At 38.7% G+C, this 21050-nt stretch carries 20 protein-coding genes and 4 pseudogenes; 11 read left to right on the plus strand and 13 right to left on the minus strand.

Annotated elements, in window-relative coordinates; translation table 11 throughout:
• Positions 1–198 precede the first annotated feature (198 nt).
• The 4 genes from BS1321_RS07295 to uraH all read left to right on the plus strand — a co-directional run bounded on the left by BS1321_RS07295 (position 199) and on the right by uraH (position 5179).
• Entirely contained in the window at positions 199–1815 is a 1617-nt protein-coding gene (locus BS1321_RS07295) for a PucR family transcriptional regulator (RefSeq protein WP_063232383.1), read from the plus strand.
• Between the two features lie 161 nt (positions 1816–1976).
• Entirely contained in the window at positions 1977–3302 is a 1326-nt protein-coding gene (locus BS1321_RS07300) for a nucleobase:cation symporter-2 family protein (RefSeq protein WP_063232384.1), read from the plus strand.
• A 14-nt stretch (positions 3303–3316) separates the two neighbouring features.
• Entirely contained in the window at positions 3317–4810 is a 1494-nt protein-coding gene (gene pucL / locus BS1321_RS07305; RefSeq protein WP_063232385.1) for a factor-independent urate hydroxylase, read from the plus strand.
• Positions 4811–4819: 9 nt separating this feature from the next.
• On the plus strand, positions 4820–5179 hold the full coding sequence (uraH, locus tag BS1321_RS07310; RefSeq protein ID WP_063232386.1) for a hydroxyisourate hydrolase: 360 nt from the start codon (positions 4820–4822) through the stop codon (positions 5177–5179).
• Between the two features lie 188 nt (positions 5180–5367).
• Here uraH and BS1321_RS07315 read toward each other — a convergent pair whose 3' ends face one another.
• The 8 genes and pseudogenes from BS1321_RS07315 to BS1321_RS07340 form a co-directional block, all read right to left on the minus strand.
• Positions 5368–5817, minus strand: coding sequence for a hypothetical protein (locus BS1321_RS07315; RefSeq protein ID WP_063232387.1), 450 nt, complete (start codon positions 5815–5817; stop codon positions 5368–5370).
• A 515-nt stretch (positions 5818–6332) separates the two neighbouring features.
• Positions 6333–6473 carry a hypothetical protein gene (locus tag BS1321_RS27820; protein WP_169803971.1) on the minus strand — a complete coding sequence of 47 codons (141 nt, stop codon included), beginning with the start codon at positions 6471–6473 and terminating at the stop codon, positions 6333–6335.
• A gap of 390 nt (positions 6474–6863) precedes the next feature.
• Positions 6864–7259, minus strand: a complete 396-nt coding sequence (locus tag BS1321_RS07320) for a DUF2848 family protein (protein WP_063232388.1) — start codon at positions 7257–7259, stop codon at positions 6864–6866.
• Between the two features lie 145 nt (positions 7260–7404).
• Entirely contained in the window at positions 7405–8196 is a 792-nt protein-coding gene (locus tag BS1321_RS07325; RefSeq protein ID WP_063232389.1) for a carbon-nitrogen family hydrolase, read from the minus strand.
• A gap of 29 nt (positions 8197–8225) precedes the next feature.
• Positions 8226–8447, minus strand: coding sequence for a 4-hydroxyphenylacetate 3-hydroxylase C-terminal domain-containing protein (locus BS1321_RS07330; protein ID WP_063232390.1), 222 nt, complete (start codon positions 8445–8447; stop codon positions 8226–8228).
• Positions 8448–8852: 405 nt separating this feature from the next.
• The gene (locus BS1321_RS07335) at positions 8853–9341 is read right to left on the minus strand and encodes a GntR family transcriptional regulator (protein ID WP_063232391.1); all 489 of its coding nucleotides are present in this window, start codon (positions 9339–9341) and stop codon (positions 8853–8855) included.
• 9 nt (positions 9342–9350) lie between these two features.
• Positions 9351–9542 (minus strand): annotated as a pseudogene (locus BS1321_RS28725) (GntR family transcriptional regulator); the annotation flags it as partial.
• Between the two features lie 131 nt (positions 9543–9673).
• Positions 9674–9859 carry a response regulator gene (locus BS1321_RS07340; protein ID WP_063232392.1) on the minus strand — a complete coding sequence of 62 codons (186 nt, stop codon included), beginning with the start codon at positions 9857–9859 and terminating at the stop codon, positions 9674–9676.
• A gap of 474 nt (positions 9860–10333) precedes the next feature.
• Here BS1321_RS07340 and BS1321_RS07345 point away from each other — a divergent pair, with 474 nt between their 5' ends.
• Both BS1321_RS07345 and BS1321_RS07350 read left to right on the plus strand, forming a co-directional pair.
• Positions 10334–10546 (plus strand): hypothetical protein, encoded by a 213-nt coding sequence (locus tag BS1321_RS07345; protein ID WP_063232393.1) that lies wholly within the window; start codon positions 10334–10336, stop codon positions 10544–10546.
• A 678-nt stretch (positions 10547–11224) separates the two neighbouring features.
• Positions 11225–12086: pseudogene (locus BS1321_RS07350) on the plus strand (DMT family transporter).
• A 117-nt stretch (positions 12087–12203) separates the two neighbouring features.
• Here the strand turns inward: BS1321_RS07350 and ggt are convergent.
• The gene (gene ggt, locus BS1321_RS07355; RefSeq protein WP_063232394.1) at positions 12204–13781 is read right to left on the minus strand and encodes a gamma-glutamyltransferase; all 1578 of its coding nucleotides are present in this window, start codon (positions 13779–13781) and stop codon (positions 12204–12206) included.
• Positions 13782–14056: 275 nt separating this feature from the next.
• Between ggt and BS1321_RS07360 the strand changes: the two genes are divergently transcribed.
• Together BS1321_RS07360 and BS1321_RS07365 are read left to right on the plus strand one after the other, a co-directional pair.
• Positions 14057–14644: a chromate efflux transporter ChrB gene (locus tag BS1321_RS07360; RefSeq protein WP_063232395.1), complete on the plus strand. Its 588-nt coding sequence runs from the start codon at positions 14057–14059 to the stop codon at positions 14642–14644.
• Positions 14644–15195, plus strand: coding sequence for a chromate efflux transporter ChrA (locus BS1321_RS07365; RefSeq protein ID WP_063232396.1), 552 nt, complete (start codon positions 14644–14646; stop codon positions 15193–15195). Before BS1321_RS07360 ends, BS1321_RS07365 begins: the two co-directional genes overlap by 1 nt.
• Positions 15196–15232: 37 nt before the next feature.
• Here the strand turns inward: BS1321_RS07365 and BS1321_RS07370 are convergent, their stop codons facing one another.
• The gene (locus tag BS1321_RS07370; RefSeq protein WP_034315019.1) at positions 15233–15709 is read right to left on the minus strand and encodes a chromate efflux transcriptional regulator ChrS; all 477 of its coding nucleotides are present in this window, start codon (positions 15707–15709) and stop codon (positions 15233–15235) included.
• A gap of 956 nt (positions 15710–16665) precedes the next feature.
• On the opposite strand from BS1321_RS07370, the gene BS1321_RS07375 reads away from it, so the two are divergent.
• From BS1321_RS07375 to BS1321_RS07385, 3 genes are read left to right on the plus strand one after another with little or no spacing between them, the layout of a single operon-like run.
• Positions 16666–18057, plus strand: a complete 1392-nt coding sequence (locus tag BS1321_RS07375) for a HAMP domain-containing sensor histidine kinase (protein WP_063232397.1) — start codon at positions 16666–16668, stop codon at positions 18055–18057.
• Entirely contained in the window at positions 18035–18712 is a 678-nt protein-coding gene (locus tag BS1321_RS07380; protein ID WP_063232398.1) for a response regulator transcription factor, read from the plus strand. Before BS1321_RS07375 ends, BS1321_RS07380 begins: the two co-directional genes overlap by 23 nt.
• A 1-nt stretch (position 18713) precedes the next feature.
• Positions 18714–19265, plus strand: coding sequence for a TVP38/TMEM64 family protein (locus tag BS1321_RS07385; protein WP_063232399.1), 552 nt, complete (start codon positions 18714–18716; stop codon positions 19263–19265).
• A gap of 229 nt (positions 19266–19494) precedes the next feature.
• On the opposite strand, the gene BS1321_RS07390 is transcribed toward BS1321_RS07385, so the two are convergent.
• The 3 genes and pseudogenes from BS1321_RS07390 to BS1321_RS07400 all read right to left on the minus strand — a co-directional run.
• A complete protein-coding gene (locus BS1321_RS07390; RefSeq protein WP_063232400.1) occupies positions 19495–20052 on the minus strand; it encodes a hypothetical protein in 558 nt (185 codons plus the stop codon).
• Between the two features lie 69 nt (positions 20053–20121).
• Positions 20122–20451, minus strand: a pseudogene (locus tag BS1321_RS07395) (monooxygenase); the annotation flags it as partial.
• 1 nt (position 20452) lies between these two features.
• Positions 20453–20626: pseudogene (locus tag BS1321_RS07400) on the minus strand (aromatic acid/H+ symport family MFS transporter); the annotation flags it as partial.
• Positions 20627–21050 lie beyond the last annotated feature (424 nt).

A 21050-nucleotide genomic window follows, 5' to 3' on the forward strand; every position in this document is an offset into this window, starting at 1 on the left:
CCTGATAATCCAAACAATGAAATTTGTAGGATATGCCAAAGGGTTTGTATGATATGATAATGAAAATCCGCAAAGCACTCTATTAAACGGAGGGATTCAGATAAATATCAGTAACACGCACTATTAAAACGGATTCAATTCCCCTGTATGTATAAAATCACACTCAATACTCTAATTTACCAAAATGAGGTGTTTCAGATGAAGGTAAGCGAGCTTTTAACATTGCCGGCATTAAACGGCATGCATTTAATTGCCGGAAGAACAGGGATCGAACGGGAAGTCCGCACAGTCAATATGATGGACGCTCCAGATATCATCAACTTTTTAAAACCAAATGAATTCCTTGTAACCACGGCTTATCACATAAAGGACAAACCACAACTCTTGTCATCACTCGTCGAAGCGATGGCAAATCAAGGCTGCGCAGCCCTAGGGATAAAGACAAGGAGGTACCTAAAAGAAATACCGGCGGAAGCACTGGTTCTTGCCAATGATTTATCCTTTCCAATCATTGAACTCCCGGCAGAATTGTCACTCGGGGAAATCATCAACCATACATTACGGGGGATTTTGGATCAACGTGCAACAGAATTGACTTTTGCCATGGAAACACATAAACAATTCACAAACTTAATCATGCGGGGTAAAGGGATTCAAAAGCTGCTTGATCATTTATCGGATATGATTGGATACCCCATCTTATTAGTTGATCAGTACCTAAAACCGATATTCCATCCAATCTCAACATCCGGAATTATTCCAATAATCAAAAAAATGAACGAAGAGGGATTTCGATTCCATAAAACCAAAACTTCATTCTTTTCATTTTCATCCCTTTCCAATAAACAGCCCTATACCGTATTCCCCATCTATATGAATGAAGAAAAATTTGGTTATTTGACGATATCGGGAGAAATCAAGACTAGCGATAACCTCATAACATTGACGATAGAGCAGGCAACTAATGTCATTTCTTTCGCCCTGATGAAAGAACATGCCCTTAAACAGCATGATCGGAATATCCGAAACGATTTCTTCCTTCATTTTCTGGATGGCAGTTTCTCCTCACAGGAGGAAATCATAAACCGAGCAAAAGAGTTTTCCTTACACAATGAACAAACCTATATATGTGCAGTGGGTAAGATCGATGAATCCGACTCGGACATAAGTTACACACAGCTGCAACGAAGAGCTGATTCGATATACGAGTTTTTGGAAGATGAACTTCACCTATCACCTGATCCCATTCACCTCTTTACAAAAGGCAAGAAATGCATTCTTTTATACGAAGTGAATGAAGTCTCTGCAGATGTTCTCCAAACTGTCGAAACCTCGATAAGATCATTGCAAAGGATAACAGCCAGCCAGTTCGACTGCACGATTTCTTTCGGAGTGAGCCATATGAGCCCGAGTTTTTTACAGACCAAGAACTCTTATAAAGAAGCGAACGACTCCCTTCTCGAAGGAGGTCTTTCGAAAAGGACCGAATACATCCAAATATTCCGGACAAAGGATATTATGGAGTTATTGAGAATCATACCTGAAGAAGACCTAATGAATTTTCACCATTTTGCACTACAAGGGTTTTCGAAGATTTTCACAGAGGAGGAACAAACTTTATTACAGACATTATCCGTCTATCTCGAAACGCATTGCCAAATATCCGAAACTGCCAAAAGATTATTCGTTCATCGGAACACCGTTGTATACAGACTAGAGAAATGCGAAGAGCTACTCGGCAAGAGCTTAAAAGATTCAGAGACAACACTCCAGATACGTCTTGCCCTTCGCATTAAATCCTTACTTAATATATAAAACACAATTCTCCCTTCACTTTATACAAGTTGTCTATATCCACAACCAAAAATTGTCTAATCTAACTAATGACAATTTTCTGATTTTTTATTATGATGATATTAATCATAACAAAATCACGTGATATAAAATGACATTCTATTAGAGAAGGGAGTTTTTTTATGAATGAAAGAATTAACAAGTCCAAGGCCTTCTCATTAGGTCTTCAGCACGTTCTTGCCATGTATGCTGGTGCCATCTTGGTACCGATCATTGTCGGCGGGGCATTGGGATTCAATTCCCAACAGCTCGCCTACCTTATTGCCATTGATCTATTGACCTGCGGAATCGCTACATTATTGCAATCTTGGAAAAATAAATACTTTGGCATTGGCCTCCCTATAGTTTTGGGAACTTCTTTCGTAGCAGTCACCCCCATGATATCCATCGGCAGTAATTATGGCATTTCCGCTATCTATGGATCAATTATCGCCGCTGGATTATTCATCATTTTTTTCTCCAACATATTTGGTAAACTGCTTAAATTATTCCCTCCTGTCGTGACCGGGACCGTCGTCATCATCATCGGATTATCCTTAGTACCCACTGGCATAAAGAATATGGCTGGGGGTTCCGGCAGCAAAGACTTTGGATCAGCCGAAAACTTGATGCTTTCTTTAGGAGTCCTCGCTGTTATTCTGATTATCAATCGCTGCTTCACTGGATTCATTCGATCCATTTCCGTTCTGATCGGCATCATAGCAGGAACGATCGCTTCAACATTTTTTGGGAAAATGGACTTTTCAACTGTTGCCGAGGCTTCTTGGTTCCATATCCCTGCTCCTTTGTATTTTGGTACACCCAGTTTTGAAATAGCACCCATACTTACGATGATGTTGGTTGGCACAGTCATCCTGGTCGAATCCACTGGCGCATTCCTTGCTCTCGGAAAAATAACCGGTAGGGAATTGAGTGAAAAAGATATTGTCAAGGGCTACCGGGCAGAAGGCCTTGCATTCACTTTAGGTGGGATTTTCAATGCCTTTCCTTATAGTACATTCGCCCAGAATGTAGGCCTCGTTCAATTATCCGGTGTGAAAAAAAGAACGATCACCATTGTAGCCGGCTTCATTTTAATCGGGCTTGGACTTGTACCGAAAATCGCAGCACTCGCTACACTGATTCCTACTGCCGTCCTCGGGGGTGCTACCGTCGTCATGTTCGGAATGGTCGTTTCATCAGGAATTAAAATGTTGAATGACGTCGATTTCTCGGATAATGCTAATTTATTGATCATTGCTTGTTCAGTCTCACTCGGACTGGGCGCCACCGTCGTTCCCGAGTTATTCTCAAGTCTGCCGGAAGCAATCCGTATCGTTGTCGGCGATGGAATCATCACAGGAAGCCTGACAGCCATCATCCTAAATGTGATCTTGACTCCGCGAAGGAAAAAGGCAGCCGATAGTACCATTCCTGATACAGATCAGTTAATGGCAAAAAGTATATAAGAAGGAGCCTGAGAATGATTACTCTTAAGTCACTAAATGCACTAAGCGAAAAGGAGTTCACGAAGTTCCTTGGTGATACCTTCGAACATTCACCTTGGATTGCAGAAAAATCAGCCGCCAATAGGCCCTTTTCATCAATAATCAACTTGCATCGATGCATGGTAAACATTGTAAGCAATTCGTCAAAGGAAGAAAAGTTAACGTTAATCAGGAAGCATCCGAACCTTGGGGACAAAGTTGAAATGAGTGAGGATTCGATTAAAGAACAGCATGGCGCCGGTTTAAAGGACCTTACTGCCGATGAATATGAAAATTTCATATCATTGAACCGACAATATATGAATAAATTCGGCTTTCCATTTATCCTGGCAGTACGCGGCAAAGATAAAAATGACATATATCAATCGATGAAAACAAGGATTCACCATTCCGAAACAGCCGAGTTCGATAAGGCCCTATCTGAAATTCATCAAATTGCCCTATTTCGTTTACAGGATAAAATCAAAATTGAAGGAGAGAAACCAATGAAAAATAAATCAGCCGCACAAACACTCAGCTATGGAAAAGGGAATGTTTTTGCCTATAGGACCTATTCAAATCCTTTAACCGGAATCAAACAAATACCAGAATCCACTTTTTCAGGCAGAGACCATATCATTTTTGGCACCAATGTAAAAGTTTCCGTTGGCGGCTCCTCTTTTCTTCCCTCCTTCACGGAAGGAGACAATTCCATGGTCGTCGCGACAGATTCGATGAAAAACTTCATCCAACAGCATTTAGCAACATTCAAAGGGGCCACATTAGAAGGGTTTGCTTCATATGTGTCAGAAGCCTTCCTGAACAAATATCCTCAAATCGATACTGTTAAATTGATTGCCGAAGATATCCCTTTCGAAGCTGTTACTGAAGCGACGGATCCTCAATTGAAACCGAGCGACCTAGTATTCAAAAAGTCCCGCAACGAACGTGCCAATGCTGCCGTCGAAATCATCCGCGGGGAAAACGGCAGCGAAATCGTTCAGCAAAGCAGCTCCATCCTCGACCTTCAATTAATCAAAGTAAGCGGGAACTCTTTTGTCGGTTTTGTCCGTGATGAGTATACGACGCTTCCCGAAGATGGAAATCGTCCGCTTTTCATCTATTTGAATCTCCATTGGGTCTATGAGGATCAAAAGGATGCATTCGGCGTGGATCCCTCTAAATACGTAGCTGCTGAACAGGTAATCGATATTGCTACATCCATTTTCCACGAAATGGAGACTCCTTCAATCCAAAATCTGATTTATGAAATCGGCTGCCGTATTTTAACTAGATTCCCCCAGCTTCTTGAAGTTACATTCGAATCCCAAAACCACACATGGGATACAGTCGTTTCCGAAATCCCGGAATCCAAAGGAAAAGTATATACAGAGCCACGCCCGCCATATGGTTTTCAGGTCTTCACCGTTAAAAAAGAAAATCTCGAAAACAACATAATCCTGGCTGCTGCTGAAGAAAACATCGGTTAAGGAGTATTTATGCCTGGTATAACAACACATATATTGGATTTAATGCACGGCAAGCCGGCCGAAAACGTGACGATTGAATTATACTTTTCCGAATCATCCACAGCTGACTGGCAGCTGCTCCAGTCAGCTGTCACAAATACAGATGGGAGGCTCGATGCCCCGCTGCTGAACGCAGAAAATACTAAAATGGGAAACTACGAAATCGTTTTTCATATCGGGGATTACTTCCGGAATAAGTCCATCGAGCTTCCTGATCCGCCCTTTTTGGACCAGGTACCTGTCCGTTTCGGACTATCTTCCCCATCCTCCCATTATCATGTGCCACTGCTCGTTTCCCCATGGGGCTATCAAGTTTATCGGGGAAGTTAAAAAAACTGCCGGAGAAGATAACTTCCTTCTCCGGCAGTTTCTTGTTTGATTGATTACATTCAGGATAGTTAGCTGGATGAGCAATCTAAATGTTTACAACTGAAAAGCATCAGTAAAGGTGGATAGCGAGTCTTTATATTGATGCTTGATTTCAATAGAAGATGAGAAAACTATATAACAAAGGCGAACTAATCTATCCTAGCAATTTCTTCAAATTCCTTACCTAAATATTTATAACTCACAGTTAATGAATGAACTTCAACACTATGTTTTATGGTCAGCGCATAGACAGAAACAATTTCTTCTTTATTCTTATTCACTACTTTTTCAGGCTCAATTGCTATTGAGTCATAATCCATAAACTCATATCCCGGATCATCGAAAGTATCAGTAATAGTAAATCCTTTACCTGTTTTATTTACTTGTAGCTTAACTATATCGGGTTTTTCAGTACCGTTAACGTGAATATCGAGTAATTGAATATCACGAAATCCCGTGTTTTCTAAAGTGACTAATATGACCTTTTTATCTTCTCCTGTTCCTAATAAATCCGCTACAAGTTTTGGTTGAGCAAGTATAAAATAAAGTGCAATACCTATAATAACAATTACTCCAAATAAAACCCCGATTTTTTTCACTACGAACCTCCATCGTCTAACCCTTATCTTTTAATCACCAAACCTCCTTACATATATTGTATATCAAAGAACAAGCGTCACAACAGCTGCGGTTGAAATAAAGTTTTATAAAGCATCTGTACTAAACAAAAACGCTATTGTTCAGCGGTCTTCTTTGTCACCACATTTTGGACAAGCACCAGCTTGAATTATCGTTGCAATGCTTTTGTTATCGGGACGCCGAATTACTACAATTCTCTATAAAATACATGGGATATTTTAAATATAGGAGCCATTTTTATTTTAAACTGTGGGTTTGTTCACACAGTGGTGGTATTAGTAGCACAGAAAAGGTAAGTTAAGGCTAGTAAGAAGGGCTATAATACCCTTGCCCAATAGCGGCGTGTAACTAAATGAAAATACGCTAAACACATGACAAAACCCCACCTGTTCCCATAGCAACTGGTGGGGTTTCTAACTGGCTTCTACATCTACATCAACTGGGAGGTCCATCTTGTGCAATCACGCCCTTTCATTTAAACGGCTAATTTACTGTATTCATCCAACTGGTCTTTGGTTAGATTTTTGATGAAGCGGTCGAAGTTTATCGACTCGATTTCATACCTTTCACAAATCTTTAAATAACTTTCATAGGCTTTATCATGAATGTTCATCATCTTGACTCCTCCTTCTGTTATATAACAATAAATTTAACTTATTAATAATATATAACAACTGTAATTTCCCGTCAATATATTTTTCTGAAAATTCGGTAACATTTTCATTCTCTTAGTATTTCCCACATTGTTCTTCGCTAACCGTCTTATAAAGAAAAAGCCATCCTAGCGACAGCTCCGATAAAAAGCTAACTAACCCGTTGTTTCTATAAAAAGCAAGAAAAGGAATGCATGTTTACATAAACGACCTTTCGAAAGCGTTAAAAAACCAACTCTCCATATAAAGGAAAATTGGTTTTTTTCTTTTCAACTATAGATTATCTCAAATTTTAAAACCCTCAAAAAAACATTCCAGGTGATTTCTGAAATCCATAAATAAATTCACCATTTTTAATCGGTAATATTCCGCAAAACACAATCATATCCACATTCCTCTATAATTTTGAGCAATTCTTTAGGATGCAAGAACTCTCCTAGTTTGCCTGTTTCGTAATCTTTTTTCAACCCATCAACAATCATCCAGCTTCTCATTTCAATGTCATCCCATCGATCTTTTACGTCATCCAAGGACCAAAATTGTGTTGAAATAGGATTGCTGCATACTTGTTTGAATTTCTGAATTGACACTTTTTCAAGCCCACGGTCCGTGTGGTCACTACCTAGTTCTAAATACCATTTCCCTTCAATTTTCATAATGACCACTTCTGCTTCTCCGCTGCTACTTTCTTGAATAACTGAAAATGACCTATTTGTCGTAATAAGATTTGTTGAAAGATCGTAAATCATCGGAACTTATGGAGGAGCTGGAACGCCGTTCTCCTTCAATTCATCAATATGTTTTTTACAGATTCCTGGTCTTTTCCCGTATAGCCGGCAATAAGTAATCGTTTAGGATCTGCGACAATATTTCTTCCACAAACATTAATATTTATCAACTGAATTCCTCCTGCCTATCTAAGACTCGGTGCTTCAAATTAGGGAATACATCACGAATTTTAGAAATCTGAGATGGATCAATCTCTGTTTTTATAATAGTTTCCTCATCTCCTCCAGCAGCCACAACAATCCCCCATGGGTCAACCACTTGACTATGACCAGCTAAAAGGACGTCATTAGTATTACCAACACAATTACTCGAAATCAAGAAACACTGGTTTTCTAATGCTCGAACTGAATTGAATAATTTCCAATGCTCCAGCCTTCTATGTGGCCAAGCAGATGTAACAAGAAGTAATTCTGCTCCTAAATCTACTTCAGCACGATACAATTCAGGAAATCGCAAATCATAGCAAGTTGATAAGCCTACTTTCCCGAATTCTGTATCTACTACAGTTGTTTCATTTCCTCTCGTCAATATTTGACCTTCTTTTGAACCATAACGAAATAAATGCATTTTTCGATAGGTTCCTATAAGTGTCCCATCAGGAGAAAATAGAACACTTGTGTTGTAGTATTTTCCATTATTTTTTTCTATAAAACTACCTGCAAATATATATGAATTAACTTCTTTGGCCTTTGAGGAGAAACGTTGTACAAAATTCCCATTCAATTCTTCTGATTCTTCAATATAACGATCAAAAGAAAAGTACCCCGTTGCCCACGTTTCTGGTAAAACTATTAAATCTTGTCCTTTTAATCCGTCAATCATTGACTCCACACGATCTATGCGAGCATTTTTAGATTCACTATCTTTAATCTCTAATTGTATCGATGCAATTTTCATTTCTTCAACCATCCTTTTATTTATATTTCTTATATTAGTTCTTTCACCTGAGTGGGAAGAGAATAGCTTCCTAAAAATTCATCCACCATTTGAACCGGCTCATCATATCCGTAATTTCTAAATGAAAAGCCTTTCGTGACGAAGAGTGCACCATTATAGAACGTCTCATACTGTTGATGTCCACCACCGAATTCTGAACCAATGATATCCCATACTAACTTAAATATTATCAGGCTTTCCAACTTTGACATCGGAAGCACTCATCAAGAAGTAAAAGAACCCGTTGTTAATGTTCATAAGTAAAAGAACCCGTTGTTAATGTTCATAAGTAAAAGAGTAAAGGATATGACGGAATAAACATGAAATTCGATTGTAGTGTCATTACCTACCTTAATTACATGATTGGAAATACAAAACCTTTAATGTATACAAAAAACATAATACACCACACGCAATACAATTAAGGTTCGCTGTTAAATTGTTACAACGAGACAACAGGAGGAAACGCTTTCATTTCAAATAAACTATAGACTTACCTCTTAAATCCTCTATTTCATAGGTTGAAGTTGATTCTAAACCCTTATTTTTGTCCCTAGAGATGTAGTAAACTACCTTTTACTAGGAGCAATCCCCCCCTTCAAGCATTTGATAGAAAATCAGGAATTATCAACAATAATTAATGTTTCTTTTGTTTTTTCTAAATGGTTCAAAATCGCCTGTGAAGCTAGTTCGGGATTTTTCTCCTCTAAGGCCTGGATAATCTGATTATGTTCCATTAAAACATTTTTCATTCTCCCATGTTTACTGACTGCTTTTAAACCCATAAGCTGAGTAAGGTTATGAAGATTGTTCAAAACTTGCTCTATTATGGTGAAGTTTGCTAGTCTTGTCAGCGAGAGATGAAAATCATGGTCTAGCCTAATAAAACTAATAGCATCATCATTTTGCAATGCTTCTTGTTGCTTCAGAATTAATTTAAGTAACCTCAATTGTTCAGGTGTTGTAATTTCTTGTGTTAGTTTTTTCACCGATTCAACTTCAATAGCACTTCTTAGTAAAAAGATTTCATCCTGTTCCTCCGGTGTAATCTTTCTTACAGTTAAGCCCTTCCTTGGGATAGAAACAAGTAATCCATCCTTTACCAAATCTTGAATAGCGGCCCTTACAGGCGTTCTTGAAGTATTTAACCTTTCCGCTAATTGAACTTCTGTAAATATTTCATCACTGGCAATACCACCAAATAAAATTGCTTTTTTTATTTGCTTATAAATTTTATCTTGCGTTGTTCTTTCCTTTTCGATTGGTTTTAATTGAATTCGCCATATTATTAATCCGTCCTTTTTGATAAGTCTTTACAATATGAACAATTTAAATCTATATGATTGGCTAAAACTCCATATGTGTTATGTATACATAATACATAACATCCAAGAAATAAGTTAATAATATATTTTATATTTTTCTGAATTTTCCAAAACTACCAGACCGAACGGCCATTAATAAAGTCATTTATTTTTCTTTTCCTTTTACTTGTTTTCTCAAAATCATCTAAAATGTGGTCAAACTCCATAACCTCCACAACTTCATATTTCCACTTTGTTAGGGTATCAGCTACTATTTTTCTAATTTTTTCATCATCTTCAATTATCATAATTTTAAACATAACAATCTCCTATTCATGGACTGATCGATAAAGGTTTAAATTTTTTCTTTAATTTCATAATGCTAATTATTCCAAACTCCTGTCATTTGTACAATACGTCACTCCAGAATATGGTCCAATTAAAGAAACTTTAGAGAAGAGATGCGATAGTGACTCCCCCGAAATCCCCCTTTAGGTATCCTGCTGTATGAAAGCAAACTCGAAAAATAAGGAGAAGTCATCCATCCATTAGAGGTTTTTAATTGCTACAAAAAAATATTGTGGACTAACCCTATATTCGCTTCGCTCTCCCTCTCCTACGCCAAAGAATCATGCACTGGTTTTATTGCTGAACCCAATATTAAACTTCAGTTTATGAAAATAAACTTGAACAGTAGAAATTAATTTTAAGATAAAAAAAGTTCCAGCTTGGCCAAAAAATAAGTATAAGAATGTAATAGAGTGGATAAACTAATAAAAAAGGAGTGGGAGATTATGGAGACTAAAATTAAAGAAGGAACGAAAGAAATGTGGAGAGAAATTAATGCATGTATAACTCGGAAAATTAATGAAAAACATGATTTATCTTTTCAAAAGAAAAGCAATGATAATTATATGAATCTATATATTCAAACAGCCGTATTACACACCCTATTTGAACTATCAGACGAGTTCAGGAAAATTGAAAGAAAATATAACGAATTGTGATGTTTCTGGAAAGGTCAAGCACTAAATATAACTTAACGGTTGATTAGGAATATACTCCTTAAGGGTGCCGTTTAATCCTAATCCACGTTTTCTTTCCAGCTTTATAACTTACTATGTAATATCGATCATTACCGCTACCGACAATTTGACTAACATTATTACTGTACCATTTGTTCTTTCCCTTCCCTATAAATCCCTCTTTACATTCCAACTAGAATCCAATAAGCCAAATAGAAACCCCATCAGTTGTTAATAGTAACAGGTGGGGTTTTGTCATGTGTTTTAAGTTTTATTATACTATCCTGATTGACGAATAATCTTTTGCTTTTATTTTATGTAAGATTGCAAATTAGAATGTACAATCCTCTTGCTGTTTTTCTAATGGTACGCTAGATCTAAGACTATTATTTGTTACTAAAATCTTGTTTATTCAAATGAGTATGTAGTTATTTTTTACAGAATTTTGAATCGAATGATTAGTAGAATCTCGAACAACTTTATACACACTTAACTATAATCATTGTATGATAAAATAAATATTTTGAAAGTAAGCTGAAAGCTAATGATGTGGTCACCGCTATTCGAAAATGATGTACCTGCAGTTATTCTTCCTTAACGGTAGAAAACTTGCATCTCCGTTAGGGACTGGAAACGTTTAGTTAAAACGGAGGGTACAAAATGAAAAACACTATATTAGGTTCTTTATATTTATCACTCGCTGCTAGCATTTGGGGCGGGATGTATGTTGTGGTAGACGTTGTTCCACCACTTGAATTAGTATTATTACGATATGTTATTGCGATTTTAGCATTGCTAACTATTGGTTTTATAACAAAACAATCTTGGCGGATCGAAAAACGAGACTGGCTTTTGGTTTTCATTATAGGACTTGTTGGAAACACAATTTCTATCGTAACCCAGGAAGTCGGTACGCTACTATCTACTGCACAAATGGGAGCCATCATTACTTCAACAACACCTGCATTTATGGTGATATTTGCACGTATCGTTTTAAAAGAAAAGATCACATTAAAAAAATCAATTTCTGTTATTTTAGCGTCAATCGGTGTCGGTATCATTGTCGGAAATGCTCATATCGGCTCATCTCACCAACTTGGGGGCGTATCACTGCTTATTGCTGCATTAACTTGGGCACTTATGTCTGTTCTAATTAAACGTGTACCTGGGCAATATTTACAAATTGTTATAACGACCTATGCTGTGCATGTGGCAATTGTCTTTTTAACACCTATTACGATTAGTCGATTAGATGAGCTTGATTTTCAAGCAATCATGCATCCATCCATATGGGGCGGCCTTTTATACTTGGGCGTTATTTCCACAGCATGTGCCTTTTTACTGTGGAATCGCGGACTGCAAATGCTTACTGCTTCAAGTGGTGGATTATTTTTCTTTTTACAACCTATAGTCGGTACTTTTTTAGGTTGGTTAATACTAGGTGAAACAAATCGGCCTGTCTTTTTGGATAGGTACAATATTAATTTTTATTGGTGTGTTATTAGTCATTCAGGAAGAATAACCCACATTAAAAATGTTTATTAAAGTTATATATTAAAAAGGGAGATTAGGGAAAAGTTGTTTTTTGTTTGTAATTTTTTTCATTATTCCCCTTTGTCTTAATAAGAAGGAGAAACCTTCAAGAACCGACCGCCGCACCGTCCCCACGCGGATCGACCCCGCCTTTGAGGAAGTTATGCTCATCAATCCGAATTGCTTGTGCATGGCCCATCACCCCATCGAATTCTTCCACCACTTCGACATGATGTCCCCTTTCTTTCAGTTCATCTACCGCCTCCTTTTTGACACGGCTTTCGATTTTCAACGACTCGCTATCTTCACCCCAGGTTCTTCCCCATACGAATCGCGGTTCATTGATTGCAGCTTGTGGGTCCATTCCGTAATCTATCATCCTGGTAATGATAGCAGTCTGTGTTTGCGGCTGTCCTTCCCCACCCTGAGTACCATATAAAATGCTGGGTTTTCCATCTTTGCAGGCTATTGCCGGCATCAATGTATGGAATGAGCGCTTGTTAGGTTCGAGTGAGTTGACATGATTGGAATCAAGCGAGAAAAACGATCCTCTATTTTGTAACATGACCCCTGTTTGACCGGCAGTGACACCAGATCCAAACTCAAAATAAAGGCTTTGAATAAAGGAAACCGAGTTTCCATCTTTATCGACCACTGCGGCATAGGCCGTGTCATTTCCCATTGAAGGACTCGTAACTTTCTCAGCATTTGTCTGAATTGCTGATGCTAGCTTCGCTGCATATTGTTTATCTAGCAGCTTATCTATTGGAATATCAAAGAATTCAGGGTCTGTAAGGACTTCGTTCCGATCGCGGAAACCTGCTTTTAGAGCCTCTGCCAATAAATGATAGTATTCAGCAGAACCATGATCAATGTTGTCAAAGTTGAAATTCTCAAGAATATTGAGAGCCATCAGCCCGACGAACCCCTGAGAATTCGGCGGAACCTGATAAATCGTATAATTTCGATACTGAGTTGAAATGGGTTCTACCCAATTGCCATGGTGATCAGCGAAATCAACAGCGGATAACAGACCCCCTTGCTCTTTTAAAAAGGATACGATTGCTTTTGCAAGTTCTCCCTTATAAAAAACGTCACGACCTTGATCAGCAATCAACGCTAAGCTTCGAGCAAGATCTTTTTGAACAAACCGTTCACCTACCTGCGGAACATGTCCACCCGGTGCATATATTTCAGATGTTATCGGTGCCGTCGAGAGCCAATCCCAATTTTTCTCCGTATACATCACTTGATTTTTCGTAATCGGAAAACCCTTTTCTGCATACTCGATCGCCGAATCAAGAACATCAGCTAACGTAAGTTTCCCGCATTCTCTCAATATCTCATCCCAGCTGTCTACCATCCCAGGAACTGTAATTGCGCTTCTCACCCCTCGAAAAGGAATCTTCTTTTCCCCTTTATATGCATCACGATTGACATTGCTTCCTGAGCGTCCGCTTCCATTGAAAGCACGAATTTTCCCGACCTCCCTTTCATATGTAAGCCAGAAAGCATCCCCACCAAGTCCGGTCATATGTGGATAAACTACACCCAAACAGGCACTGACTGCCACTGCCGCATCAAAAGCATTCCCCCCTTTTTCAAGAATTTTATTTCCTGCCATCGACGCTAAATAGTGAGGACTTACCACCATACTTTTCGTTCCAATTATCGATTGGGTCATAAATTCACTCCTTCTATAATTATTTGATTTTTCCAAAAATTCATGATAATTGTATTATAACTTGTTTGGTTTTTTTTAGAAATCCAAATTCATCTTTATGACAAAAAGTTGGTTTTTTTTCATACTCATCAGTCAATTTAATTAATAAATACCATTTATACATTCATTACGTAATTATCATTTGAATTTTATGTACATTTCGAAATCATTTTTGTTATCATTAATTCATAATCATGGAAATGAACTCTAAATTTAAAACAAAGGAGGAATCGTTTTTGAAAAATTCATATACGGAATTAACGGTCGGGATGATGAGAACGGGCATTTTAGGTTTCGGCGGCGGGCCATCTGTCATCCCGCTCATCCGCCATGAAGCAGTTTCCCGCTATCATTGGCTCGACGATGATGAATTCGGGGACACTTTGGCGATTGCCAATACACTCCCAGGACCGATTGCCACGAAGATGGCAGCATATCTTGGTTATAAATTAAAAGGCTGGCCGGGAGCCCTCGTAAGTGTGGCCGCACACGTTTTACCTTCATGCTTTGCGATGGTTTTCTTAATTGCGTTCATTAATGTTTTAAGTAATTCAGCGATGATCAGTAATATGATTGCTGCTGTCATGCCAGTTGTTGCCGTCATGCTTGGTCAAATGGCTTATGAGTTTGGCGAAAAGGCGGTAAAAGGTTTAGGAAAGGTGCTCGGAATCACCTTTTTTGCGATTTCCTTTTTCCTCCTGCAGATCATTTCCCTACATCCGGGTATCGTCATTATGATTTTCCTTATATATGGGGCGTTCCATTTTAAATTAAAGGATAGATTGAAAAATAAAAAGGTTAATAGGAAGGAGGAATCCGCCTAATGGGTCTAATCATCCCTATTGGAGTTGCTGTTTTTCTAGCATTTTTCATAGCCAATATTCTTGGATACGGCGGTGGTCCAGCCTCGATTCCGCTTATGTATGATCAAATCGTCACCCGTTACGGCTGGCTTGATAATACCGAGTTCTCACAAATGCTTGCGTTAGGAAATTCACTCCCAGGTCCTATCGCCACCAAAATAGCCGCATATGTCGGATATGATGTATATGGCTGGCCAGGATTTTTAGCTGCATTGGCGGGTACGATCATCCCTTCAGCCGTGGCTTTGATATATTTATTAAAAATCCTGCGAAAATACAAGCAATCACCTATCGTAAAAGGCATGTCCCTGCTTGTGCAGCCCGTGATCGCGATCATGATGTTATTGCTCACCTGGAATATGGCTGCTGATGCCGTCGGTTCCATCGGCTACATCCATTCAATCGTCATCGCTGGATTAGCCTTCCTGGCTTTAGGTAAATTCAAGATTCACCCTGCATTCGTAATCATTCTTGCATTTGCGTACGGCGGCTTTATCATACCGCTCACATGATAATAAAAAATCCACCTATATAGGGGGATTTTTTCATTTAAAGCTTCATGCCCATCCGGCTTTTATAACGTTTAATTAGAATTTGGCAATCAACGCTGACAACACCGACGACCGCATACAGCTTCTCATTGAGAAAGCGTTCCATCTCCTGATTATCAGTAAAGATTCCGTGCATATGGAGTTTACTCGGACCGGTCATATGGTATAAGCTCGTTACTGCCGGTTCACTTTCTAATTGCTGCGCTACCGATTCCAGATATTTAGGCTCAACCTCAACGTTAAAGAAAGCCGAAACATGGATGCCGACCTTTGCTGGATTTATAACTGCGGTAAACCTCTCGATCACACCGTTTTCAACAAGATGATTAATTCTCATTTGAACCGCAACCCTGGAGAGCTCCACTTTCTTCGCTAAGTCGGTATATGAAATTCGCGCATCTTCATGTAAAACCGATATGATTTTCTTATCGATCTCATCAACTTTCAAGCTGGGAATCTTAAAGTCCTCTGCCATCCTACGTAACTCCTTTTCGATTTCTTTATTAAACATTATCGCAGAGAACACCACCGGATCACAACAATCTTCCTTTTCACTTTTTAACATCCATAAAAACAGAGAAATTAAGCAATAGCAAAATATATAATGGCCTGCCCATTTTTAATAATCAACCTCCTATTTTCACATGAACGTCCATCATATATGTAATTTTTCAAACTTAGGATACATATTCCGTCCAGCTGTATGGCTAAAAGTGAAGCCGTCAAAAAGATGAAATCCGATAGGAATCAGAACCGGACAAATTAACCGCATCGGAGACACCCCCTTAAGAGACAACAAGGGAAACCATCATCCTCCTCTGTAATTAATGGGAGCAAATGAGTTCCTACCAGACTGCAGTCCCCCTCCCCATTCGAAAAAATGGAAGGCGGGGGTTTTACAGACCGTTTAATGCAGGATAAAAGTGTATGAATATCCAATGGACACATCCTCAATCCTTTGTTTGAAAGGTCTTTGCGATATTTTTGTATTCCTCATCATTGAGAATGCCCATTTTTTTGAATAATGCGGAATAAGCCATTATTTTTTTTTGCGTACGGTTTGTACAATTCATTTGGATCAGCTCCTTTTTTACATAGTATTCATTTATGACAAAATGTTTCCTCTATGCAAAATATTTCGAATAGACTAAATCAACTAAAAGCGTTATGTATATTTCCAATTGATTTTTGTGCTGTTTAGCAATGCTTATGTTTATTTGGAGTAGGTGTCAAAATACAACTTGATTTCCGATTACCATATAACCAAGACTGAAAAAATGCAGTTTGGGTCCATTAAAATGTTGTCCTTCTTGCAACAAGTGATCATTCGGATTATCGTTGTTTAAGAAGATGCGAAGAAATTGAAAAAACTGCATACTTTCTTCATACTTTTTCGCTAAACTGACTTTATTCTATAAGAAGGTGAATGCATTGAAAATCTCCTTTAAACTCGGACTATCTATATTTGTTTGCATTTTTTTATTGGAAACAGTTTCCATGATTTACTTACATAATAAAGTGATCCATTCCCGTATCAATCAAGAATTGGAATCACTGAAGGCCCGTGGCAATAGTCATCGTGATGTGTTGGAAATTACGTATTCCGACTCAACACTTCAGCATATCGCCCTAATGGAATCACATACCGATACAGATGTCGTGATTACGAACACAAGAGGAGATATTCTGATATCTTCAGAAAAGGTAAATGGGGGAATGGAAAAAACCTTAGCAATAAACATCCCACAAGTACCCCGAAAAGGTCTGGTCATACAATCAAGTTGGAAGGATGATAGATATATAGCCACCGTTACGCCATTTATCAGTGATAAAGAAAACAAAGGCTATGTTTATATGTTCAAAGATACTAGAGATGTTGAGGATTTAATCGCACAATTGAATAGGCATTTCCTTCTTGCGACTGCATTGCTCCTTTTCTTCATGCTTATCATCATTTATTTTCTATCAAAAGCTTTGACTAGACCGCTTATTGCCATGAAGGAAGCGACAACCAAACTCAGCAAAGGGAATTTTTCGGTAGCTGTGCCAGTACGATCTCATGATGAACTTGGGGAGCTTGCCCAATCCATTCAAAGCTTGGCTAATGAATTGAACTATTTAACGAAGGAACGCAATGAATTTTTGGCAAGCATCTCACATGAACTGCGCACGCCGCTAACTTATATCAAGGGATACGCAGATATTGCCCGCCGGAAAGATTTAGATGTATCCAAAAGAACACAATACTTAGAGATCATCCATGATGAATCCGAACGAATAAACAGATTATTGGACGAACTATTCAATATCGCTAGAATGGATGTAAATACATTCACCATATCAAAAGAAACCGTCCAGCTCTCTTCAATCCTGCAAAACATTCATGAAAAAGTGTTACCGGCTTTTGCAAATGAAAGAATTCAATTGAATCTGGAATGTAAGGATTATTTATTTATAGATATAGATCCCTCACGGTTTGAGCAAGTCATTCTTAACCTGCTGGATAATGCACTGAAGTACTCGAACGAATATACAGTCACCACCATCAAAGCCACTGAATGCAATGGCAGGATTTCCATCTCCATAATCGATCAAGGGGTTGGCATTCCTCCTGAAGATATCCCCCATATCTTTGATCGTTTATATCGTGTCGAGAAATCACGCGCCAGAGATACCGGTGGATTCGGATTGGGCCTCTCCATCGTCAAGCAATTAGTGGAAATACAAGGAGGAACCATTTCGGTTAAAAGCAACTTGGAGCAAGGAACGTGCTTCACCATCACATTTAAGGAGATAACAAATGAAGACAGTAGTTCTGGTTGATGATGAACAGAGAATGCTTGATCTATTAGAGCTATACATTGTACCTCACGGATATACATGCATGAAGATGAAATCTGGACATGAAGCCTTACAGTTCTTAGGGCATAAACATGCGGACATAGTACTTCTTGATATAATGATGCCTGAGATGGATGGGTGGGAAACGTGCGAAAGGATCCGTGCGTTTTCCAATATTCCCATAATCATGCTCACCGCCCGGGATGCTGCACAAGAAATGGTGAAAGGGTTGAAAAAGGGCGCAGACGATTATATTACGAAACCCTTTAATGAAGATGTTTTACTTGCCAGAATCGAAGCGGTGACGCGGCGAATGCAAAGCCAGGATGATCATGTGATCTTTAGGGGGCTAAAATTAACTGAATCCTCTTATGAAGCACATTATGATGCCAAAACAATCCCATTAACACCAAAAGAGTTCTCACTGTTGTTCTTGTTTTTAAAATCCCCAGATCAAGTGTATTCCAGAGATCACCTGCTTTCGACCATATGGGGATTTAAAACGGATACGGAAGATCGGACAATCGATTCCCATATTCGAAATATTAGAGAGAAATTGCGTCATGCCGGTTTTCCAACAGATCAACATTTGAAAACGGTCTGGGGCATCGGATATAAATGGAGTTCTGTGGATTGATATGAATTTCATTTCTGAGGCATTACTATCCAGCGGACCTTTTTCCATTGCTGTAAGTTTAGTATTCAATATATTGATTAGCGTGCTCGGTTTTATTCCAAGCGTATTCATCACGGCTGCCAATATCACCGTATTTGGTTTTGAAAAGGGATTGATCCTTTCTTACATGGGAGAAATTGCCGGAGCAGTGGTCAGCTTTTGGTTATATCGGAAGGGCTTTCAAACATTCAAACCCAAGTTCATGAAGAACCGGTGGGTCATGAAGCTGCAAAAGTCACAAGGGTTTCATGCTTTTTGGATGATCCTGATGCTTAGGCTCCTTCCTTTTATACCATCCGGCGTGATCAACCTTACAGCAGCATTAAGCAAGACGGGAATGATGATTTTCTTTCTCGCGACATCCATCGGAAAACTGCCTGCCCTCCTTGTCGAAGCGTATTCGGTAACACAAGTATTGAAGGCATCGGACGATGTAAGGATTGTTTTGGTACTGTTGATTCTGGTAATCGCAGTCTTTTATTACTTTAATAGAAATAAGAAAAAAGGAATGTAGGAAAAAAGCTCCTCTACTTCCGGGGTAAATTGGTAGGGGATTTCCTTTTTAACCCTACAATTGATAAGGCGCCATTCTTCTATGTTTTCTTATTCGAAGATAGTGGTCGTCCGACGGGCTAATGTAAAAACGCAATAGTATCTCAACACTACTATATGTGTTATCCGGTAGATATGTGTGAGTAGGTGATATTAGAAAGCAAACATCACTATAATGTTTGCTTCCTAAATTATAGAAGATAAAATGTATTTCCTTCAGGACCGAGCGGCAAATGTCCATCTGCAAGCAATTCTACAATAAATGAAAATGGGTTTTCTTCACAGGCAAGTTCGGCTGTACAAGCAAGAATACTTATATACATGGCATGTCCTACGAGGAACTTGATTGCCTTTTCATCCCTAAATGTATTGAATGCTTGTTTATATGCTCCATGAAAAACGGCATCCGGCACTTTGTCCACGATATCTGCAAGCAGTTTTTCACTTCCAGAGGCATCGATCTTTTCCTTAAGTTGATCCGGTAATTCTTTCAGAACTTCCCAAAGCATACTTCTTTCAAACGAAAGACAGCTGATTGCTTCTGAAACCTGCGCTGCCGAAATCCACTTTATTTTATATTCACTGACGCCAATTGCGCTCATAAACTGATTTACTTTTTTCTCTGCTTCACTACACTTTACCCCGACTTGTGAATACCATTCGATGGATGTAAGTCGCTCAATCATTTCATTGGCAGACCGTGCGTCCGTACCGTACTTTTCTTCATTGATTATTCCGGCTAAAGCCATATTAGTCCGCTCCTTTCATATCTTCCGTTTTATCAGGCCGACTGGGATTTCCCTGCCGACCAATGTCTGTTAATATTTTGTTGTCAGTTCTGAAGGACCAAATTTCGGTCCATATGGTCCTTCATCGAACCAGCGTCCCAGTCTTGGAACTATGGATACGAGGGATGCTGCAAGTTCACGCTTAAGGTTCATTTCAGGGGCATCCCCTTGAAGGTGATGCAATGCAGTGGTTGAACCGTCTCGGTTCCACTTTGCGGCAATACGTCTTTCAGTGGCTGCTGCATCAATTGCTTCTTTTCGCTTCGCTTCAGAGTTAGATTGAAGCGCTTTCTCAATTCCCCTTACAGAAATAATTGCATCCGGTACTCCGGAATTCAATCCACGTGCACCAAAAGGTGCGTGCTGTCACATCCGATATTCCCCACTCCTTAATAAGAGATGGAACGACAGCCCCGTAAATGACAACATCATATCCATCAAACAAAATGACAAGAAAAAGCCAGAAAACAAGCCAAATATGAAATGAATGAATGCGGCTTCCGTCAATTACTTTCATTGGGTTAATCAACTTCATATTATTGCCCCCCTTAAATTTAGATTTCATTTAACAAATCGTATCCCGCACCAATAGGAAACGCTTTCATTTTTCAATAACCTTTGTCCCCTCCTTTTTAATGTCTGAATTTTCCGTAATCTAATTTTATTAGCTGGAGGTTAAGATTGTTAGCCACTTAATGTAGGAAAAAAGAAGTTTATTTTCAGTTATTATGTAGTCTATTCGGATAGTGCAACCTATCCTAACTAGTACAACAGCTGAGTGATATATAAAAAAGAAGAAGTTCGCTAATTTATTTTGCACAGTTCTCTTCTTAGACTTGAATCATTCGACTAATTTATATTGTTTTAGAAAAGCATGGAACTCCGTTTTCAAATCTCCCTTGATCCTAATCTCTTTCGATTCCTAAGCAATTTATAAGGGGCGAGCCATAAATTAATAG

Source organism: Peribacillus simplex NBRC 15720 = DSM 1321 (assembly GCF_002243645.1).
GTDB classification, from domain to species: domain Bacteria; phylum Bacillota; class Bacilli; order Bacillales; family DSM-1321; genus Peribacillus; species Peribacillus simplex.

Excerpts from the sequence above, each read along its gene's own strand:
- BS1321_RS07295 (WP_063232383.1), top strand. The coding sequence starts at position 199 with ATGAAGGTAAGCGAGCTTTTAACATTGCCGGCATTAAACGGCATGCAT.
- BS1321_RS07300 (WP_063232384.1), top strand. The coding sequence starts at position 1,977 with ATGAATGAAAGAATTAACAAGTCCAAGGCCTTCTCATTAGGTCTTCAG.
- pucL (WP_063232385.1), top strand. The coding sequence starts at position 3,317 with ATGATTACTCTTAAGTCACTAAATGCACTAAGCGAAAAGGAGTTCACG.
- uraH (WP_063232386.1), top strand. The coding sequence starts at position 4,820 with ATGCCTGGTATAACAACACATATATTGGATTTAATGCACGGCAAGCCG.
- BS1321_RS27820 (WP_169803971.1), bottom strand. The coding sequence starts at position 6,473 with ATGATGAACATTCATGATAAAGCCTATGAAAGTTATTTAAAGATTTGT.
- BS1321_RS07320 (WP_063232388.1), bottom strand. The coding sequence starts at position 7,259 with ATGATTTACGATCTTTCAACAAATCTTATTACGACAAATAGGTCATTT.
- BS1321_RS07325 (WP_063232389.1), bottom strand. The coding sequence starts at position 8,196 with ATGAAAATTGCATCGATACAATTAGAGATTAAAGATAGTGAATCTAAA.
- BS1321_RS07330 (WP_063232390.1), bottom strand. The coding sequence starts at position 8,447 with ATGTCAAAGTTGGAAAGCCTGATAATATTTAAGTTAGTATGGGATATC.
- BS1321_RS07340 (WP_063232392.1), bottom strand. The coding sequence starts at position 9,859 with ATGTTTAAAATTATGATAATTGAAGATGATGAAAAAATTAGAAAAATA.
- BS1321_RS07345 (WP_063232393.1), top strand. The coding sequence starts at position 10,334 with ATGGAGACTAAAATTAAAGAAGGAACGAAAGAAATGTGGAGAGAAATT.
- ggt (WP_063232394.1), bottom strand. The coding sequence starts at position 13,781 with ATGACCCAATCGATAATTGGAACGAAAAGTATGGTGGTAAGTCCTCAC.
- BS1321_RS07365 (WP_063232396.1), top strand. The coding sequence starts at position 14,644 with ATGGGTCTAATCATCCCTATTGGAGTTGCTGTTTTTCTAGCATTTTTC.
- BS1321_RS07370 (WP_034315019.1), bottom strand. The coding sequence starts at position 15,709 with ATGGCAGAGGACTTTAAGATTCCCAGCTTGAAAGTTGATGAGATCGAT.
- BS1321_RS07380 (WP_063232398.1), top strand. The coding sequence starts at position 18,035 with ATGAAGACAGTAGTTCTGGTTGATGATGAACAGAGAATGCTTGATCTA.
- BS1321_RS07385 (WP_063232399.1), top strand. The coding sequence starts at position 18,714 with ATGAATTTCATTTCTGAGGCATTACTATCCAGCGGACCTTTTTCCATT.
- BS1321_RS07390 (WP_063232400.1), bottom strand. The coding sequence starts at position 20,052 with ATGGCTTTAGCCGGAATAATCAATGAAGAAAAGTACGGTACGGACGCA.